Annotated in this window: 17 protein-coding genes; 15 read left to right on the forward strand and 2 right to left on the reverse strand. The window is 33.2% G+C overall.

The window, feature by feature from the left end:
• Nucleotides 1-44: 44 nt before the first annotated feature.
• The 15 genes from Z053_RS29125 to Z053_RS0122010 all read left to right on the forward strand — a co-directional run bounded on the left by Z053_RS29125 (nt 45) and on the right by Z053_RS0122010 (nt 15,723).
• A complete protein-coding gene (locus Z053_RS29125) occupies nt 45-836 on the forward strand; it encodes a leucine-rich repeat domain-containing protein (protein WP_160170137.1) in 792 nt (263 codons plus the stop codon).
• Nucleotides 837-1,008: 172 nt separating this feature from the next.
• The gene (locus Z053_RS0121945) at nt 1,009-1,521 is read left to right on the forward strand and encodes a GNAT family N-acetyltransferase (protein WP_025667115.1); all 513 of its coding nucleotides are present in this window, start codon (nt 1,009-1,011) and stop codon (nt 1,519-1,521) included.
• A gap of 110 nt (nt 1,522-1,631) precedes the next feature.
• Nucleotides 1,632-2,534, forward strand: a complete 903-nt coding sequence (locus Z053_RS0121950) for a DUF1963 domain-containing protein (RefSeq protein ID WP_025667116.1) — start codon at nt 1,632-1,634, stop codon at nt 2,532-2,534.
• 167 nt (nt 2,535-2,701) lie between these two features.
• Nucleotides 2,702-3,079: a nuclear transport factor 2 family protein gene (locus Z053_RS0121955; RefSeq protein ID WP_025667117.1), complete on the forward strand. Its 378-nt coding sequence runs from the start codon at nt 2,702-2,704 to the stop codon at nt 3,077-3,079.
• Nucleotides 3,080-3,286: 207 nt separating this feature from the next.
• The gene (locus Z053_RS0121960) at nt 3,287-3,793 is read left to right on the forward strand and encodes a flavodoxin family protein (RefSeq protein WP_025667118.1); all 507 of its coding nucleotides are present in this window, start codon (nt 3,287-3,289) and stop codon (nt 3,791-3,793) included.
• Complete coding sequence (locus tag Z053_RS0121965; protein WP_025667119.1) at nt 3,793-4,557, forward strand: arylamine N-acetyltransferase family protein; 765 nt, start codon at nt 3,793-3,795, stop codon at nt 4,555-4,557. The genes Z053_RS0121960 and Z053_RS0121965 overlap by 1 nt, the downstream gene beginning before the upstream one ends.
• Nucleotides 4,558-4,586: 29 nt before the next feature.
• On the forward strand, nt 4,587-5,135 hold the full coding sequence (locus tag Z053_RS0121970; protein WP_025667120.1) for a GNAT family N-acetyltransferase: 549 nt from the start codon (nt 4,587-4,589) through the stop codon (nt 5,133-5,135).
• Nucleotides 5,136-5,248: 113 nt separating this feature from the next.
• Nucleotides 5,249-6,376: a helix-turn-helix domain-containing protein gene (locus Z053_RS0121975; protein WP_025667121.1), complete on the forward strand. Its 1,128-nt coding sequence runs from the start codon at nt 5,249-5,251 to the stop codon at nt 6,374-6,376.
• 98 nt (nt 6,377-6,474) lie between these two features.
• Nucleotides 6,475-6,882 (forward strand): lipocalin-like domain-containing protein, encoded by a 408-nt coding sequence (locus tag Z053_RS0121980; protein WP_035096560.1) that lies wholly within the window; start codon nt 6,475-6,477, stop codon nt 6,880-6,882.
• Nucleotides 6,883-7,079: 197 nt separating this feature from the next.
• The gene (locus tag Z053_RS0121985; protein ID WP_025667123.1) at nt 7,080-7,640 is read left to right on the forward strand and encodes a TIR domain-containing protein; all 561 of its coding nucleotides are present in this window, start codon (nt 7,080-7,082) and stop codon (nt 7,638-7,640) included.
• Between the two features lie 641 nt (nt 7,641-8,281).
• Nucleotides 8,282-11,509 carry a SusC/RagA family TonB-linked outer membrane protein gene (locus Z053_RS0121990; RefSeq protein ID WP_025667124.1) on the forward strand — a complete coding sequence of 1,076 codons (3,228 nt, stop codon included), beginning with the start codon at nt 8,282-8,284 and terminating at the stop codon, nt 11,507-11,509.
• Between the two features lie 11 nt (nt 11,510-11,520).
• Nucleotides 11,521-12,936 (forward strand): SusD/RagB family nutrient-binding outer membrane lipoprotein, encoded by a 1,416-nt coding sequence (locus Z053_RS0121995; RefSeq protein ID WP_035096563.1) that lies wholly within the window; start codon nt 11,521-11,523, stop codon nt 12,934-12,936.
• 295 nt (nt 12,937-13,231) lie between these two features.
• Nucleotides 13,232-13,612: a hypothetical protein gene (locus Z053_RS0122000; RefSeq protein ID WP_035096564.1), complete on the forward strand. Its 381-nt coding sequence runs from the start codon at nt 13,232-13,234 to the stop codon at nt 13,610-13,612.
• 45 nt (nt 13,613-13,657) lie between these two features.
• Nucleotides 13,658-14,242: a penicillin-binding protein activator LpoB gene (locus Z053_RS0122005; protein ID WP_025667127.1), complete on the forward strand. Its 585-nt coding sequence runs from the start codon at nt 13,658-13,660 to the stop codon at nt 14,240-14,242.
• Nucleotides 14,243-14,430: 188 nt separating this feature from the next.
• On the forward strand, nt 14,431-15,723 hold the full coding sequence (locus tag Z053_RS0122010) for a COG3014 family protein (protein ID WP_241459852.1): 1,293 nt from the start codon (nt 14,431-14,433) through the stop codon (nt 15,721-15,723).
• A 15-nt stretch (nt 15,724-15,738) separates the two neighbouring features.
• On the opposite strand, the gene hemL is transcribed toward Z053_RS0122010, so the two are convergent.
• Nucleotides 15,739-17,025 carry a glutamate-1-semialdehyde 2,1-aminomutase gene (gene hemL / locus Z053_RS0122015; protein WP_025667129.1) on the reverse strand — a complete coding sequence of 429 codons (1,287 nt, stop codon included), beginning with the start codon at nt 17,023-17,025 and terminating at the stop codon, nt 15,739-15,741.
• A 2-nt stretch (nt 17,026-17,027) separates the two neighbouring features.
• A complete protein-coding gene (locus Z053_RS0122020) occupies nt 17,028-17,900 on the reverse strand; it encodes a glucosaminidase domain-containing protein (RefSeq protein WP_035096565.1) in 873 nt (290 codons plus the stop codon).

The raw sequence follows: 17,900 nt of genomic DNA on the forward strand, positions 1-17,900 counted from the left end.
ATTCTATTACAAATACTATTGTTGCCAGTACCAAATCGAGCCCTATGAAAATAATCTTAATTTTTCTTTTTACACTATTCATCAGCACTTCTATCCATGCTCAAAAATCTTCATACACTCTGGTAAATGATAGAAAAGGTAATCAAAGTGTTATCGAGTTTCTAGAAGAGTTAATCGATAAAAAAGAAAATATTGAAGAACTGGATTTATCCCACGGAAAATTAGATAGTATTCCTAAAATTATCGGGAGTTTTAAAAACTTAAAAGTACTAAGGCTCTATGGTAATAATTTGTCTAATATAACAGGGCAAATATGCCAACTCACCAATTTAGAACGTCTGGATTTACGGTTAAATATGCTTGAAAAACTACCCAAATCTATAGAATGTCTAAAACAATTAAAAGACTTAGACCTGCAAGAAAATTTATTAACCGAATTACCCGAATCACTTGGAAATTTATCCAACTTAACCGATTTGTATCTACAAAACAATCCGATAAGAAAATTACCTAATTCAATAGGGAATCTTAAACGACTACAAAATATATATTTAAGAAATAACGCAATTAAAGAGCTTCCGGATTCTTTTATCAACTTAGAAAATTTAGAAATTCTTTTTATTGTAAATAATCCTCTGGAACGACTCCCTGATGCTATAGGAAATCTTAAAACATTACAAAGTATTTCTATCTACGATAACAAAATTTCGAATTTACCTCAATCCATCGAGAAGTTGACCAAATTAAGATATTTAGATGTTCATGGAAATAAAATTAATCCTGCTGATATAGAAAATCTAAGGGAAAAATTAAAATATTGTGAAATTGAGAAGTAATGACACATTAGTACTTTAAAAATCAATTGATTGTAACGTCTTGTATTGAAAAAACAAAAATCACTTAGTAAAATCATATCTGATAAAATTCACAAAACATTAGCAATTTTTGGGTTGTTGCACTTTAAAAATAGTCAGACATTTGGATACACATTTCCTAAATGAAAAGAGTATGAAAATTGAAAATTGCACAATAGATGATATTGATGAAATATACAGGTTGTACAGAATAGCTTCAGCATATCAAAAATCAAAAGAAGGAGTTATTGTTTGGCCAGAGTTTGAGCGAAAACTTGTAGAAGATAGTATCTCAGAAAACAGGCAATGGAAACTTACCATTGATAACAAGATTGCTTGTGTATGGACCATCACATTTAGTGATGAGCAAATTTGGGAAGAAAAAAATGGCGATGCTGCTATCTATATTCATCGTATTGCAACCAATCCCGATTATAGAGGTCAAAATTTTGTGGCAATCATTGTAGAGTGGTCAAAAGAATATGCCAAAAAAAGTAATAAGGACTATATACGATTAGATACACTAGGCAACAATGTAAAGCTTATAGAACATTATAAAAAGGCTGGTTTTGACTTTTTAGGATTCTTTGATTTAAAAAACACAGAAGGATTACCCGATCATTATGGTAAGGCTCCCGCCAGTTTATTCGAAATAAAGTTATCTTAGTAATCTAAAGAAGAAAAAAAGTAACTCATCAATTTCACTGAAAACAGGGAACTAAAAAACAGAAATGTAATCTATATTTGAGACAAAATAATAGTAATTCTACCTGACACATGAGTGACTTAAAAAATTTAATTATAGAAGAGATTAAAGAGTATGAATGGGACAAAATCGATGGTGTTATAAAATCAATTATCCCTAATATTATTTTCTCGGTCGATGAGAACAAATCTACTCAAAGTTTGTTAAATTCAAGATTTGGAGGAAAACCTGCAGCTCCTTCTGGTTTTACGTGGCCTTTACAATCTTTAGGGCAAAAGGCTCCGCTTGCTTTCTTTTTTCAGCTTAATTTTGAAGAAATAAAACCATTTGACGTAGAGAACATATTCCCCAAAAAAGGAATTCTTTTATGTTTTGCTTCTGTAACAGATGATATCATGTGGGAAGACGATTTGGAAGATGCTTTTAAAATCTATTTCTTTGCAGATACAGAAAATCTAGAACTTGTTGATATTCCAAACAACATCCCAGATGATCAAAAACTAGCTACGAGAACGATAACTTTCAAAAATAGTTTTCAACTTCCTCGTTACCCTTTTAATTTTGCATTACTAGAAGACGGTCATATTTCTGAAGATGATGCTGACGGAATTGATCAGGTTTCAGACGATATGATGGACGAAGCTATCAATATCCAAATGCGAACAAAAATAGCTCTTGAGTCTGGTTTAAAACCACCAACTCCAAAAAATGATTTACACACGCTTTTTAGTCACAATATGTTATTAGGTGTTCCTTTTTCTGTTCAACATTATATTGCCGAAGAATGGGCCGAAAGACATCATGAAGATGATGATATGAGCCAAAATTATGTCAACTTGATTTCCTTTGAAATGAAAGGTCATGAAGGATATGGATTTAGTTCAAACGGTGCTCATCTTTACCTTTGCATAGATAAAGAAGATCTAAAAAATAACGACTTTAGTAATGTTATTGCCTTAGTTCAGAACACATAAATCCTTGTCTTTATTTCCTATTATATATAGTCTAAAATTGTTAATAAACACAAGAGGTTTTAACATGTAAACAGGGATTAAACAATCACTACATCATGATATACCGAAGAAATAAAATTATCTTAGTAACGGCTATGTAAAATTAGGGTAAAATAAGACTAAAAATGATGAACTTAGAAGAAAACAAAAAGAATGCTATCGCATTCTACAAAACTGCCTATACCGGAAATCCTAAAAAAGCGGTAGAACGCTACGTTGGCGATTTGTATATTCAACATAATCCAGATGTTAAAGATGGTACCCAGGGGTTTATTGATTACTTCGAAAAAATGCAAGTCGAGTACCCCGAGAAATCAATTGAATTTGTACGTTGTATTGCCGAGGGTGACTTAGTAGCATTACATACACATCAAATCTGGCCCGGAAATGATGAATATATAACTATGGATTTTTTTAGGTTTGATGAAAAAGGCAAAATTGTAGAGCATTGGGATGCCATCCAGCAAATCCCTGAAAAAAGTGCTAATAAAAATACCATGTACTAATTAAAGCTGCCATCGGTATCCTACTAAAACCTTCTTAACGAAATCAATCTAGTTAATACGCAAAACCTGGTATTACAAAAACATATGCTGTTTACCCATAATGATCACGCTGGTTTTTTTCTATCTTAGTCTCAGCATAGCATATCGTAGCAGATAACTATAGAAAACAACAACCAGATCAACAATATAAAAAGAACATCATACCCGATGAAGAAAGGAATTATAATTCTGGGGAGTTCAAATAGTAATGGAGATACATACAAGGCAGCTTCATTCGTTAGCCAGCAAATGAACTATTCTATAATAGATTTAAAAACAAAAAATATATCAGAATTTGATTATGAATTCAACAATAGAGATGATGATTTTCACCCTTTAATTGATAAAATCGTAAATCAATATGACCTCATTATTTTTGCAACTCCTGTGTATTGGTATACCATGAGTGGAATTCTGAAAACTTTTTTAGATAGAATTTCTGATTGTTTAAAAATAGAAAAAGATACAGGTCGAAAACTAAGAGGAATGGAAATGGCAATACTTAGTTGCGGTTCGGATAAACAACTAAAAGATGGATTTCATATGCCATTTGTAGAAACATCAAAATATCTGGGAATGAAATATATCGGAGATGTACATTGCTGGGTCGAAAACAATACCCTTCCTGATTTGGTAGAAACAAAATTGAAGGATTTTATAAATCAAATACAATAATGGATATTGATCTCTATCTAGAACGAATAAAGTACAAGAAGGACTTAAGTGTTAATAAAAAAGTGCTTTTCGAACTTCAGCAATCTCACTTAAAAAATGTGCCTTTCGAGAATCTAGACATTCATTACGATAGCGAAATCACACTTAACGTTGATACTATTTACAATAAAATAGTAGTTCAAAAAAGAGGAGGATTTTGCTATGAGTTAAACGGGTTATTCTATCATTTACTAAAAGAAATTGGGTTTGATGTAAAAATGATTTCGGGTAGGGTTTATAACACATCAAAAGGGTACGGGAAAGAATATGATCATTTAGCCATAATAACTTCTATACATAACAATGATTATCTGGTAGATGTAGGATTTGGTAAATTCTCATATACTCCATTACTAATTAAACCCGGAGTTAAATTATCTGATGATTTTGGTTATTTTGAGTTTGATAAATTCGATGATGATTATTTAAGAGTAAACGAAGTGGTAGATGAAGTATCGACTCCACAATATATTTTTAAAACTATAGGTCGAAATTTTAATGAATTTCAAGAAATGTGTATATTTCATCAAACCAGCAAAGATTCTCATTTTACACAAAAAAAAGTAATCTCCAGGATAACTGATACAGGAAGAATTACTTTAAATGACAATCAATGTAAAATTACCCAAGGAGCAGATACTAAGATCATAGAATTTACAGAAGAAACAAAATTTAACGAGCTTCTAAAAGAACATTTTGATATCGAAATACAGAAGCCTTCCTAAATCAAATTATAATATCATACTAAAAATAAATGGCAATTACATTTCCTATTATAGAAACAGAACGATTACGACTACGACAGTTTACAAACCATGATTTAGAGAATGTATATCTCGGTCTATCGAATCCCGATGTAATCAAATACTATGGGGTTAGCTTTAATAGTCGTGAAGCTACCAAAGAGCAAATGATATGGTTTGCAGAATTAGAGAAAAATGAAACCGGCATATGGTGGGCTGTTTGCTCAAAAGATGGTAACACCTTCTATGGCGCAGGAGGACTTAATGCTATCGAAAAAGAAAACAAAAAAGCAGAAATCGGATTCTGGCTTCTTCCCGAGCATTGGGGAAAAGGAATCATGAAAGAAGTAATGCCTCTCATTTGTAAATTCGGATTTGAAAATCTAGGGTTGCATAGAATTGAAGGTTTTGTAGATGCCGAGAATTCGAATTGCAAAAATGGACTAGCAAAATTAGATTTTGAATACGAAGGGACAATGGTCGATTGCGAAATCAAAAACGGAAAACATGTTAGCGTAGCTATTTATGCCATGTTAAATAAAAGTTCCTCTTCTAAGTAAAAAAGAATATCTATATTTTATTATCAGTCCTATTGTAATGCAATTGGTTTCTCTAATTAAACGAATGTCTAAACCAAACTACATAATTAAGATCAAATACATTTTTATTAAGTATGAATTTTGAAATATTAGATTTTTTGATTTTAATAGGGGTAACTCAAGGGTTTATCTTTGCAATCATAATTTTATTTTCCAAATTTTTTAAAAACAAGACCAATTTATACCTGGGCATAAGTCTTTTACTCGGAGTTTTTATCAATATTCAATATTGGGCCTTACATTATAATTGGTATAAAGAGTATCAAAATTTTAGAATACTAGAAGATATTGAATTAGTATTGGCTTTTCCGGTAACCTTATATTTTTATTACTTAAAATTATTAAATCCCTCACTAAAGCTTAGAAATAAGGAGTGGTTATTGTTTGTTCCTTTTATTATATCAGTAGGGTTAAACTTATATATTGGTGGGCAATTTTACTTTGATTTATACCCTATTCATAACAAAGCATGGATACCCCATTTTTATACAATAGAATATTACTTTTCGATTCTATTTAATTTAGGTCTACTTGTAGTAGAATTTCGCTTGTTATTTAAAAACAATATCAAATATCAACCCGATATCGGCTATGATCTTAAATGGATACGTCTATTTTATACTTTTCATGTTTTACTCATCTTTTTTTGGATTTTAACAAGTGTAGTAGATTATTACTATAACAGTGATTATTCTATCATTATATGGCTATTGCTTAATATTCTTTTTTATTGGATCGGTTATCAAGGAATATACAAGTTTACCTTGGCCAAAAACAGATTCGAAATAAGAGAGATTAACAAAAAGAAAACAAACGAAAAACAGAAAGAACCTGTAAAACTTAAAGAAGGAGAAGACAACCCATATTTTAAAAAATTTATACAACTTCTAGAAACTGAAAAGTTATATAGAAATCAACAATTGAGTAGAGATGATATTGCAACTCGGTTAAATATAAGTATTGGTTACCTTTCTCAAATAATTAATAGTGTCGCTCAAAAGAATTTTTCTGATTATTTAAACGCGTACAGAGTGAAAGAAGCTAAAACTATGATTTTAGATCCTGAGTTTGATAATTATGATATGGTAGCAATAGGACTTGAAGCTGGATTTAATTCTAAATCTGCTTTTTATAAATATTTCAAGAAAGAAACCGGCAATACCCCAACTACATTTAAAAAAATGCACAAAGAACAGATGTAATGATAAAAAAAGAGTCCATAATTGTTCAATTCTAACTTTTAGAGACTTCTAACTTTTTGAACTCAACTAATTTTGCTCAAAACAAAAAAAGAAAAGTTATGAGCAAAAAACTAATTGTATTCGTTTTAATAACATTAAATATTACTTTTTCATGTAATACCGATGATGATGTCGTCGGTACAATTAATGAAACATTTATTATTGGTCAATGGCAATTATCTAGTTCTACCAAAAATGGAACTGCTATTGATTTAGACACTTGTGATCTTATGGAAACTTATGTTTTTAGTAACTCTAATAAAGTAAGTATTACCCTTTACACTTTTAATACAAACAATGTATGTGAAGAAGGTGCTAAAACAACTTATGATTATACTATTACCGGTACTAATCTTACCATTAGCAACAATAGTGCTTTTGTAATCTCGACTCCAGAAAACGCCACTCTTATTCTCACATCCAAAAATTCATCAGATACTTTTGTAAATACATATACCAGGAAATAACCAAAAAATATCTCGTGTTAAAAATGTCTAGGTTTATTATCATTTTAAACCTGGACATTTCTATATTTTATAAGCTGAATATATAGTAAAGAAACCTTTTATTACACTCGGTATTATGAAGATTTAACAATATTCGTAACAACAAAACCCAGGGATAGTACGTTAAGATATTCACACACGATCATGTTAAAGAACTCATGAATATATTACCTAAATACGGGCTACTGCAGTTTAGAAATGCAGCGAGAATATATAGTAAGTCTATTACTGAAAGTCTGCAGCTCTTTAGAGAAGAAACAAAATTTCTTAAAACTTCTTTGTTTTTTTCTTATAAACACGACGAGCTAGAAGAACTCGATAGTGCAATTAATTTTTTAAAAGGGTTTGGTGTACTTATCTATGCAGATTATTTGTTGCTTGATCCAGATACTACAGAAAACCCCAGTAAGGTAACCGACAAAGAGATCCAGCAAAAAACAGAAGAAAAAATAAAGGATAATAAAAAGTTTATATTCCTGGCCACAGAAAATGCCATTAGTTCTAAACGTTGTAAATGGGAATTACGATACGCCAATACACAAAAACCCAAAGATCATATCGCTATTTTCCCTATACGAGAAGATTATACAGATTATGGTGGTGCCGAGTACTTACTAAAATTTCCTTACATTCAAAAAAGTGAAATCAATCCAGATGGATATGATGTTAAATCCCCTAATGGAGATGTCATAGAACTAGGTGCCTGGTTAGCATCTTAATTTGGTTTCTAAAATCTTAGAAAATACCATATCACAAGTTAAGTGATTTACTATTCAGAGTTTTGTCGTTTACCAAAACCCTGAGATCAAATTCTTATATGATTAATGGGCTTAACCATTTTTTATCTTCTTTAAATATTTTTTTGATTTTTTTTCAATATCTTCATAGTAAATCATAAAAAATTAAAAATTTACTGATTATCTACATTTTTTTATTTAAAAAAAACGAACTCCAATTGGGGGGTAATGCCCAATAACACGTCTTATATAATAGGCGCCATTATCAATACAAGTAACAATTAACGTAGTGCCCAAGCTTAACCAATTTCTAGTAATTGTAGGTATACTTACCTATTTATAGTATATCTCTCTGGTATAAATCTTAGTAAAAACACGAAAAATGCTTCTAAAAAAATCATTTAGTATACATATACTACATGTTTTATTACCCTCTATGTTAATAAAACACTTTGATATTCTATATATCCAATTCCTTTCTATATCAAAGATCCATTTTCTTTTTATTTCGGTATTTCATAAAACACTACCTATTCTATATACTCCCCAAAATATTCAAAATTATAATTCACCAACTAAAATGTAATAGCATTTTAATTCATGTCTAATCAAATCACAATTGTATGAGAAAACAACTCTTAATTTTAATGTGTGCAGTGCTGCTATCAAGTATTGGTTATAGCCAAACTACAATAACAGGTACTGTTCGGGACATAGCAGGTCCCTTACCTGGGGCAACAATTCTAGTACAGGGAACTAGAACTGGAACGACAACAGATTTTGACGGTAAATATACTATCGACGCAAACTCTGATCAGACATTAGTCTTTTCGTATTTGGGATATGTCACGAAAGAAATACCAATTGCTAATCAAACTACAATCGATGTTATCTTACAGGAAGATGCCGAAGCCTTAGGCGAGGTTATTGTAACTTCTTTAGGGTTTGTAGAAAAAAGAGATAAACTATCTTCTACTTATTCTAAAATCGATGCAGACAAGCTAGTACAACCTGTAGAGAATAAAATCATTGACGGTATAGCTGGTAAAGCCGCTGGGGTAAGTATCAATGCCACTTCTGGAGATCCCGGAGCTGGTTCTAATATTCAAATTAGAGGAACCAGTTCTCTGGGAGGTTCTAGCCAACCTCTAATTATTGTAGATGGGGTACCCTTAAACAATGATACCATAGAAGGTTCTGGTAGTGGAGATACCTCTGCAGGAGTATCACAGCAGTCCAGGCTTAATGACCTTAATCCAGATGATATCGAATCTTTTCAAGTATTTAAAGGAGCTTCTGCAGGAGCATTGTATGGAACAAGAGCACTTAACGGTGTAATTGTAATCACCACCAAAAAAGGTAAAAAAGGTAAAATGAGAGTTACCTTCTCTTCTGGTGTTTCTATCGATGAAGTCTCGTATAAGCATCCATTACAACGATCTTTCGGACAAGGTACCAATGGTAACTATAGTCCAACATCTGCCTTCTCTTGGGGGGATAGAATCTCGGACAGAAGCGGAGCTCCAGATGATGTAGATACTACAGGAGAATTTTTTGAATCTTTGGTAACCAATACTACTATTTATCCGATTACTCAAAAAAATAGAACAGATCAGTATGTAGATAGTAATTTTGACAAAGTATTTGGTACCGGGGTCACACTCGATAATCGTTTCACCTTAAGTACCGGAAGTGAAAAAGGTACCTATTTCTTAAGTGGAGGTCACGTAGATCAGGACGGAACGATTAAAAATAGCTATTATAAGAAAACTAATTTCACCTTATCTACTTCTCAGAATTTTACAGATAGGCTTACTGCTAATATCAAAGGAAATTACATACATACCAGCTCTAACAGAATTCAGCAAGGTTCTAATACCGCAGGGTTATATCTGGGATTACTGCGTACATCGCCAGATTTTGATATCACAGATTATAAAGGAGATTATAATAATGGAGCCGGAACTATCGTACAATCGCGTCATCGTTCTTATCGAAGATATCTTGGAAACAGTGATAATGTAATTTATAATAATCCTCTTTGGACCATCAATGAGCAAGGAAGTACTGCCAAAGTAAATCGTTTTATTGGTACAGCAGAATTAAAATATCAATGGAACGATAATATCAACTCTATCCTTAGAGGAGGTGCAGATTTTTATTCTGATAACAGGGTATATTTCTTTCCATACTATACTGCAAGTTCTGCCCGAAGGTTTGGTTTACTTAATGACGAAACCATAAATAATGAAGAGTATACGATGGATATACTAACATCTTTTCGATATGCATTAACAGAACAGTTAAACACTAATGTTATTATAGGATATGGTATTAATGACAGGAGAAGAAAACGAGATTTTATTGAAGCAGATAACTTCATTGCCAATTTTAGAAAACCATTAGATCCTGTAGAAATTTCGGCAAAAGAAAATATCTCCTCAGAGATTACCAGAACCTCGAGAAGGAATATTCGCTTCTATGGTACTGCCAATTTTGATTATGCCGATCAATTGTTTTTAACTCTTGGAGGGGCATATGAAAAACATTCTGTACTCCCAAAAAGTGATAATGCATTCTTTTATCCAAGCGCAGAATTAGGCTGGACTTTTAGTCGATTAATTAATGGTTTTGATCCTTTATCCTTTGGTAAACTTAGACTTGCTTTTGGTCAGGTAGGTAATGTTCCTCTGGCACATAGAGAGGAAACCGTTTTTGAAGTAGGGTCTTTTTCTACTTTTTCTGATGCTATCGCACTCGAAGATTTTGGAGGAGGATTTCAATTCGACGAACGCCTTGGAAATCCAAACCTAAAACCAGAAATAAAAACAGAATACGAAGTTGGATTAGATCTTCGTTTCTTTAAAAATAGATTTTCATTATCGACTACCTATTACAAAAACGAAACTAAAGATGTATTGCTTAATATAGCAATACCTCCAACACTAGGGTTTTCTGAAATTTATGGAAATGGAGCTACTATAGAAAATGAAGGGTTTGAAGCCGAATTGAAATACGATTTTATAAAAAACAGAGATTGGAAAGCTAGTGCTGCCATAAATTTTAGTACTAATAAAAACCTGGTTTCTAAGATCGAAGGAGGAGGAGTGGTTAATTTTACTCCCGGTAGTTCTATCCAATCTGTAGCTATCGAAGGAGAACCGTTAGGAGTTTTGTATACCCAAGGTGCTCAACGTAATGCTGATGGAAGCCTAGTACTAGATACTAATGGTTTTCCCATAGTAGATACTAGCGGTAACAAAGTAGTAGGAGATCCTAACCCAGATTGGCTAGGAGGTTTACAATTAAGTATATCATATAAAGATCTATCGATATCGGCATTGTTTGACACCAGTCAAGGTAATGATATGGCGCAAAGAACTCGTTTCATCACTTCATACTTCGGAACTCACGGAGATGTAGGAAACACTATTACTTTAAATGAAGATTTGGTGAATTTTAATGGAGATGTTGTACCAGCAGGTACAAGCGTAAGAGCTAATATAGGTAACTTCGGAAATGGAAACGTACTACTAGACGAGAGTTATTATAGAAACCTATATGGTTTTGGAGATGGTAAATTAAATGAATTTGCTGTTGGAGATGCAAGTTGGACAAGGTTTAGAGAACTTTCATTATCCTATTTACTTAATTCTGACGGTTTACAAAAGACAACAGGGTTAAGTTCGATTGAATTTACAGCCTCTGGAAGAAACCTGGTTATCTGGACCGATGTAGTTGGTATAGACCCCGACATAAATCAATTTGGAGTCGGTAGAGGAAAAGGGCTGGATTATTTCTCGAATCCAGGAGTGAGAACCTATGCTTTTAGTATTAAGTTTAATTATTAAAAAACGAAATCATGAAAACTATATATAAACTAATAGTATCCTGTATCGTAATCACGATGTTCTCCTGCGAAGATTATCTGGATGTTAACGAAAATCCAAATCAGCTGGTTGAAGTTCCATCGGGAGATCTCCTATTAAAAGGAACACTCTTGGCCAATGCACAGGTACAACAAGGACAACTTGCTAGAACATCTATGTATTATTCTGGTGGACTTATCGGGCTAAACCTGGTACAACAAACACTCTATAATTATGATTATACTCCTGGTGATTCTGATGCCGTCTGGGAATTGATCTATAACGGAATATTAGTTCAAAACAAGGAAATTAGAAGAATTTCTCCTAACCTAGATTTATTACAAGGGATTATCGATGTTAATGAGGCATTAGCTATTGGTACAGGAACGTCTCTTTTTGGAGATATCCCCTACTCTAATGCAGTACCTGATAATGCCAGTTTAGAATCTCCTGATCCTACAATAGATCTGCAACCAGACATCTATAGTAATTTGCAAACTTTACTAGATGGGGCTATATCCAAAATAAATAATGCTACCACTAATGTAGGTAGTGAAGATATTTATTTTTCTGGGAATGGAGCTTCTTGGGCAGCAGCTGCGTACACTCTAAAAGCTAGGTATTATTTACAAACCAAACAGTATGACCTGGCATTAAACAATGTCGTAAATGGTATTAACAGTGCATCTGGAACCATGGCATATAAACCTATTGGTAGTGTCGATACAAACAGTAACATTCTTTTTAATTTTGTAAACAGTAGTCGTGCAGGTGATATGACAGGAGATAATGCTTTTTACCGAGACCTTATAGATCCTGCTAATTCTTCTGGCAGAAATAATGCCAAGACAGATGAGACTGCTCGTAGAAACTATTCTTACATTAGTGGGGATGGAAATCAGGATGATGGTATTGATGGACCATCTACTCCTATGAAATTAGTAAGCTACGAAGAAAATTTATTGATCTGGGCAGAATGTATCTTGCGTGTAAATAGTGATAATCAGGGCGCCATTGATAAACTTAATGAACTAAGAGCTTATCTCGACTCAGGAAATGCATTTAATCTTATCGATGCAGCAGATACATTTAATTATGATCCATATGTCCTGGCAGATTTTCAAGCAGGAGGAATTGAAAACACTGATAATATAGCAGTAGATAGAGCTATCTTAAGAGAGATTATCGAAGAACGTTATGTGACAGGGTTTAGCACCTATATGCCATTTAACGATGCCCGAAGATTACTCAAATCCGATAGTGATGTTATTGTCCCTTTTCCCTTAAACAATACCACCACTACAATCAATCCACAACGATTTTTATATCCACAGGATGAGTTAGATAGTAATGAAAATATCCCCCGACCCATTCCTGATTTATTTACTCCTACTGCAGTAAATCAATAACTAAATTATTCTATTTTTTTGGGAATGGTTAAAAACCTATGAAGTTAACTTCATAGGTTTTTTTATATAAAAATTAGAATACAAGCTGATCTGTTCTAATAAAGTAAGACTTAGATAAATTTTAACATTTCTAAAATAGGGTAATGTTACTACTAAATGTTGTGTATATAAATTGAGAAGTCAAAATAGCTTCATAGATATTAAGATATTTTTTTTCATATGATGCAACCCTTTGGCTTTTATATTGTCATTTACTATTAGGTAATATTTATATAGAAACTAATCTATAAGCATTATGAGAAATATATTTTCAGTATTCGTTTTTGTTATGATAGGATATATCGGGTCTGCACAAGAGACACAACTTGCACAAGATCAAAATCCTAATTACAAAAAGGCGATGAATAGATTTTTAAAAAATAGTCAGGAATATACAATACAACAAGGTACTACTGTGCAAGAGACCTATAAAGCTATTGATCCTCTCGAAGAAAAAAGAGAACTACGCTCGTTACGAAGACAATACCGATCACAAAGAGCATACTGGAGACATGAACGAAGATTAAAACGTATCGAAAATACCAGGTATTATGACTATGGATCTTATTATAGTTACAGACCGCGTGGATATGATTGGCTAACACTTGGCATATTAGGCGCATGCATTCTTTGGTAATATCACAAAAAACACATTATAAAATACATTAAATAAAATTACAAAATGAGAAAATCAATCGCTGCTATAGCAGTATTACTAGTAGTATCTTTAACTTCTTCATGCGCAAGAAAAATTACACGTGTAGCTCCAGATACACAAATTGATATTAGCGGACGATGGAACGATACTGATTCACGCTTTGCAGCAGAAGAACTAACGCAAGAAGTACTTACAGGAAACTGGATAACCGATCACACTCAGGAAAAAGGCAAAAAACCTGTCGTTATAGTTGGTTTAATACGCAATAAATCACATGAGCATATAGAAAGCGAGACCTTTATTAAAGATATAGAAAAAGCTTTTATTCAACGACAAAAAGTTAGAGTAGTACAAGGTGGTAAAATGCGCGAAGAGCTAAGAGCAGAACGCGCTGATCAACAGGATAATGCCTCTATGTCTACCGTTAAGAAATTTGGATTAGAAACAGGGGCAGATTATATGCTTCAAGGCAATATTAATTCTATAGTTGATGCACATAAAAGAAACAAAGTAGTATATTATCAAATCGACCTGGAGTTAACCAATATTCAAACCAATGAAAAAGTATGGATTGGAGATAAAAAAATAAAAAAGTTTGTAAAAAACTAATTCTGTAGCACTCTAAATTCACAAAACACCAAGCTTTCTCAGGAAAGCTTTTTTGATAATTGAATATGGTCCATAAAAAAATGATCTTTCGCATTGTACTATTGTGTTGTTTTTCAATATTACTTAGTAACTGTGGCAGTTATCATACCAAGAGCACACTTTTTCAATCCAAGATACAACAGGGGGATATGGAAGGTGCCATGGAGGTGATCGAAGAAAATAAGTTTTTAGGAAAACCCAGAAATCATCTTCTATATTTATTAGAAAAAGGGAAATTGGCATACCTGGCGGGCAATTATACCTTAAGTAATGAGCTTTTAAACGAAGCAGATCTGTTTATCGAATCTAATAAAAGAGCTATAGGAAATCAAGTTCTGGGTATTCTTTTAAATCCCGAAAAAGAAACATATAAAGGAGAAGATTTTGAAAAAGTTGCAATACACTATTACAAAGCGCTTAATTATATATTTTTAAACCAATATGATGAAGCTATTGTTGAAGCAAAACGCATTTCATTACAACTACAAAGAATAAATGAAAATTATCCTCCCGAGAAAAAGAATAGATATAATGATGATGCATTTGCTCATATATTGCAAGGTCTATTATACGAAGCCTCGGGAGATATAAACAATGCATTTATTGCATATCGCAATGCTGTAGATTTATATCTAGAAAATCAAGGTACTTATATTGGAGTTAATATTCCTGAACAACTATGCCAGGATATGTTTCATACAGCAAGTGTTATGGGATTTACCGATGAAATAGAACGTTATGAAAACCTATTAAACACTACCTATATTCCTAAAAAAACTAATGAAGGCGGAGAAGCAATTATTTTTTGGGAAAACGGACTGGCTCCTTATAAAGATCAAACCTTTTATACGTTTACCATCTTACCAGGTAACGAAATCGGTTTTCTAACCATCATCAATGAAGATCTCTCTTTAAATTTACCATTACCGATACCAACCGGAGGGGATAATAATTCTGATTTTTCTGATCTGGATATTTTTAACGTTGCATTCCCTAAATATGTGAGTCAGCAATCTCTATACAATAATGCAGAGATACAAGTGGACAGTCTATCATATCCGTTTCAACTAACACAAGATTATGAAGAAATTGCTTTTAAAACTTTAAAAGACAGAACGTTTAGAGAGATCGGAAAAATTGCTTTGCGACTAGGAACAAAGAAAGTTTCAGAATGCATAGTAAAAAATCAAAATAACGATTTAGGAGCTTTATTAGGGATATTTAATGCATTAACAGAAGGTGCCGACACCCGTAATTGGCAAAGTTTACCTAACAAGATATTTTATACTCGAATCCCTTTAAAGAAAGGGGAAAATAACTTGACCGTTAAATTACGTACACATCAAGGGGAATTAACTTCTAAAAATATTCAGATACAAGGAACCGGAGGAATTCAATTTGAAAAAATCACAACTCCACGAATTTCTCATCCCAGTCAATAAAATCGTGTTTATCCTCTAAAGTGTTTTAGCGACTTTTTGTACTGTAGCAATAGTTTCATCCAGGTCTTCATAGGTAAGTGCCTCGGTTATAAACCAGGTTTCAAAAGCACTTGGCGCAATATAAACACCGTTGTCTAGCATTCCATGAAAAAACTTTTTAAAAGTATCGTTATTACCCTTTGCGGCAGTATCAAAATCTACTACAGTATCTTCAGCAAAATGAACCGAAATCATAGAACCAATTCTATTAATCGTATAAGTAATATTATGCTCATCCAGAGCATTAGCAATTCCATGATGCAAGTATTCAGTCTTACTGGCAAGGTTTTTAAATATCTCAGGATTGTTATTTAATTCGTTTAGCATTGCCAATCCTGCAGCCATCGCTAGTGGATTACCGCTTAAGGTTCCTGCTTGGTATACGGGTCCAAGCGGTGCTAAATGATTCATAATTTCGGCACGTGCTGCAAAAGCACCAACAGGTAATCCTCCTCCAATTACTTTACCAAAAGTAACGATATCGGCATTTACACCTGTAAGCTCTTGCGCCCCTCCTTTTGCTAGTCTAAAACCAGTCATTACCTCATCAAAAATCAATAGTATACCATGGGTATCACATAGAGATCTAAGTCCTTCTAAAAATCCTTTTACTGGTGGGATACACCCCATGTTTCCGGCAATTGGTTCTATAATAATACAAGCAATCTCTCCTTGATTAGACATGATAATACGCTCTACATGATCCAAATCATTGTATCTGGCTAATAAGGTATCTTGTGCTGTTCCTTTGGTTACTCCTGGACTATTGGGACTTCCAAAAGTAACTGCACCACTCCCTGCCTGAATCAGAAAAGAATCACTATGCCCATGATAACATCCTGCAAATTTGATAATCTTATCTTTGTTTGTATATCCACGCGCCAATCGTACAGCACTCATACAGGCTTCGGTACCAGAATTCACAAATCGAATTTTATCGATATTAGGTACCATAGAAACTGCAAGTTCTGCAATTTGAGTTTCAATTTCTGTTGGCATTCCAAAACTGGTTCCCTTTTTAGCTTTATCGATAACCGCATTTACCACTGGTGGATGTGCGTGTCCCAAAATCATCGGTCCCCATGAGTTGATATAATCTATCAATCGGTTACCATCTTCGTCGTACAAATATGCTCCTTTGGCCTCTGTAACAAATATGGGATCTCCTCCTACAGCTTTGAAGGCTCGTACTGGTGAATTAACCCCTCCTGGGATTACTTTTTGCGCTGCTGTAAATAATGCGCTACTTCTTTTATAGATCATGTTTAATTAAAATCTTCTTCCTCTTCGTCGGCAGCTGCTACTTTAAGAACTTGCCCGACCTTGATATTATTATTGACCAGATTATTAAATGCTTTGAGTTCCTCTACAGAAATTTTATACCTTTTAGAAATCGAATATAGAGTGTCTCCTTTTTTTACTGTATAGCCATCCTTATTAGAAATGGAAGTTATAACTGCAACAGCTTTATTTTTTTCGTTTTTTCTTCGCGGTTTTTTACCAAGTACCTCATCATCAAATTTATCCAAATCATAACGCTCAATAATAGCAATAAGTTTTTGAGGATATTTCTTATCGGTAGCATAACCTGCTTCACGTAATCCACGTGCCCAAGATTTATAATCTTTTTGGCTAAATGTAAATAGTCTGGAATACCGTTTTCTATCTTTTAAGAATAAAGAATGATCTCTAAATGATTCGCTTGCCCGATTATATTTTCTAAAACATTCCTGAGAACGATCATCATCATGATATACCCGATCTCCTTCCCAATCATGACACTTAATCCCAAAATGATTTTTTGCTCTTTGGGTAAGGTCTCCATATCCCGCTCCCGATTCTAATATTCCTTGTGCTAATGTTATACTTGCCGGAATCCCATATGTTTTCATTTCACTTTTGGCAATACCCGAGAACTCATCGATATAACGTTGTACTTTATCCTTGTATGACAATACAGGAAGTGGTTTTTTGGTAGTATGCTCTTCAACTGTTATTTTTTCAGGACTTCGTTCAACCTTGGTTATAACCGTCGGTTTTGGCTTTGGTTTAGATGGTCTTGAAGATGTTACTTTTTTGCTTCCTCCACAAGAAATCATAACCATAGTAACACATAACAATACTATAAATTTCCTCAT

It is taken from the genome of Aquimarina megaterium XH134, assembly GCF_000520975.1.
GTDB classification, from domain to species: Bacteria; Bacteroidota; Bacteroidia; order Flavobacteriales; family Flavobacteriaceae; genus Aquimarina; species Aquimarina megaterium.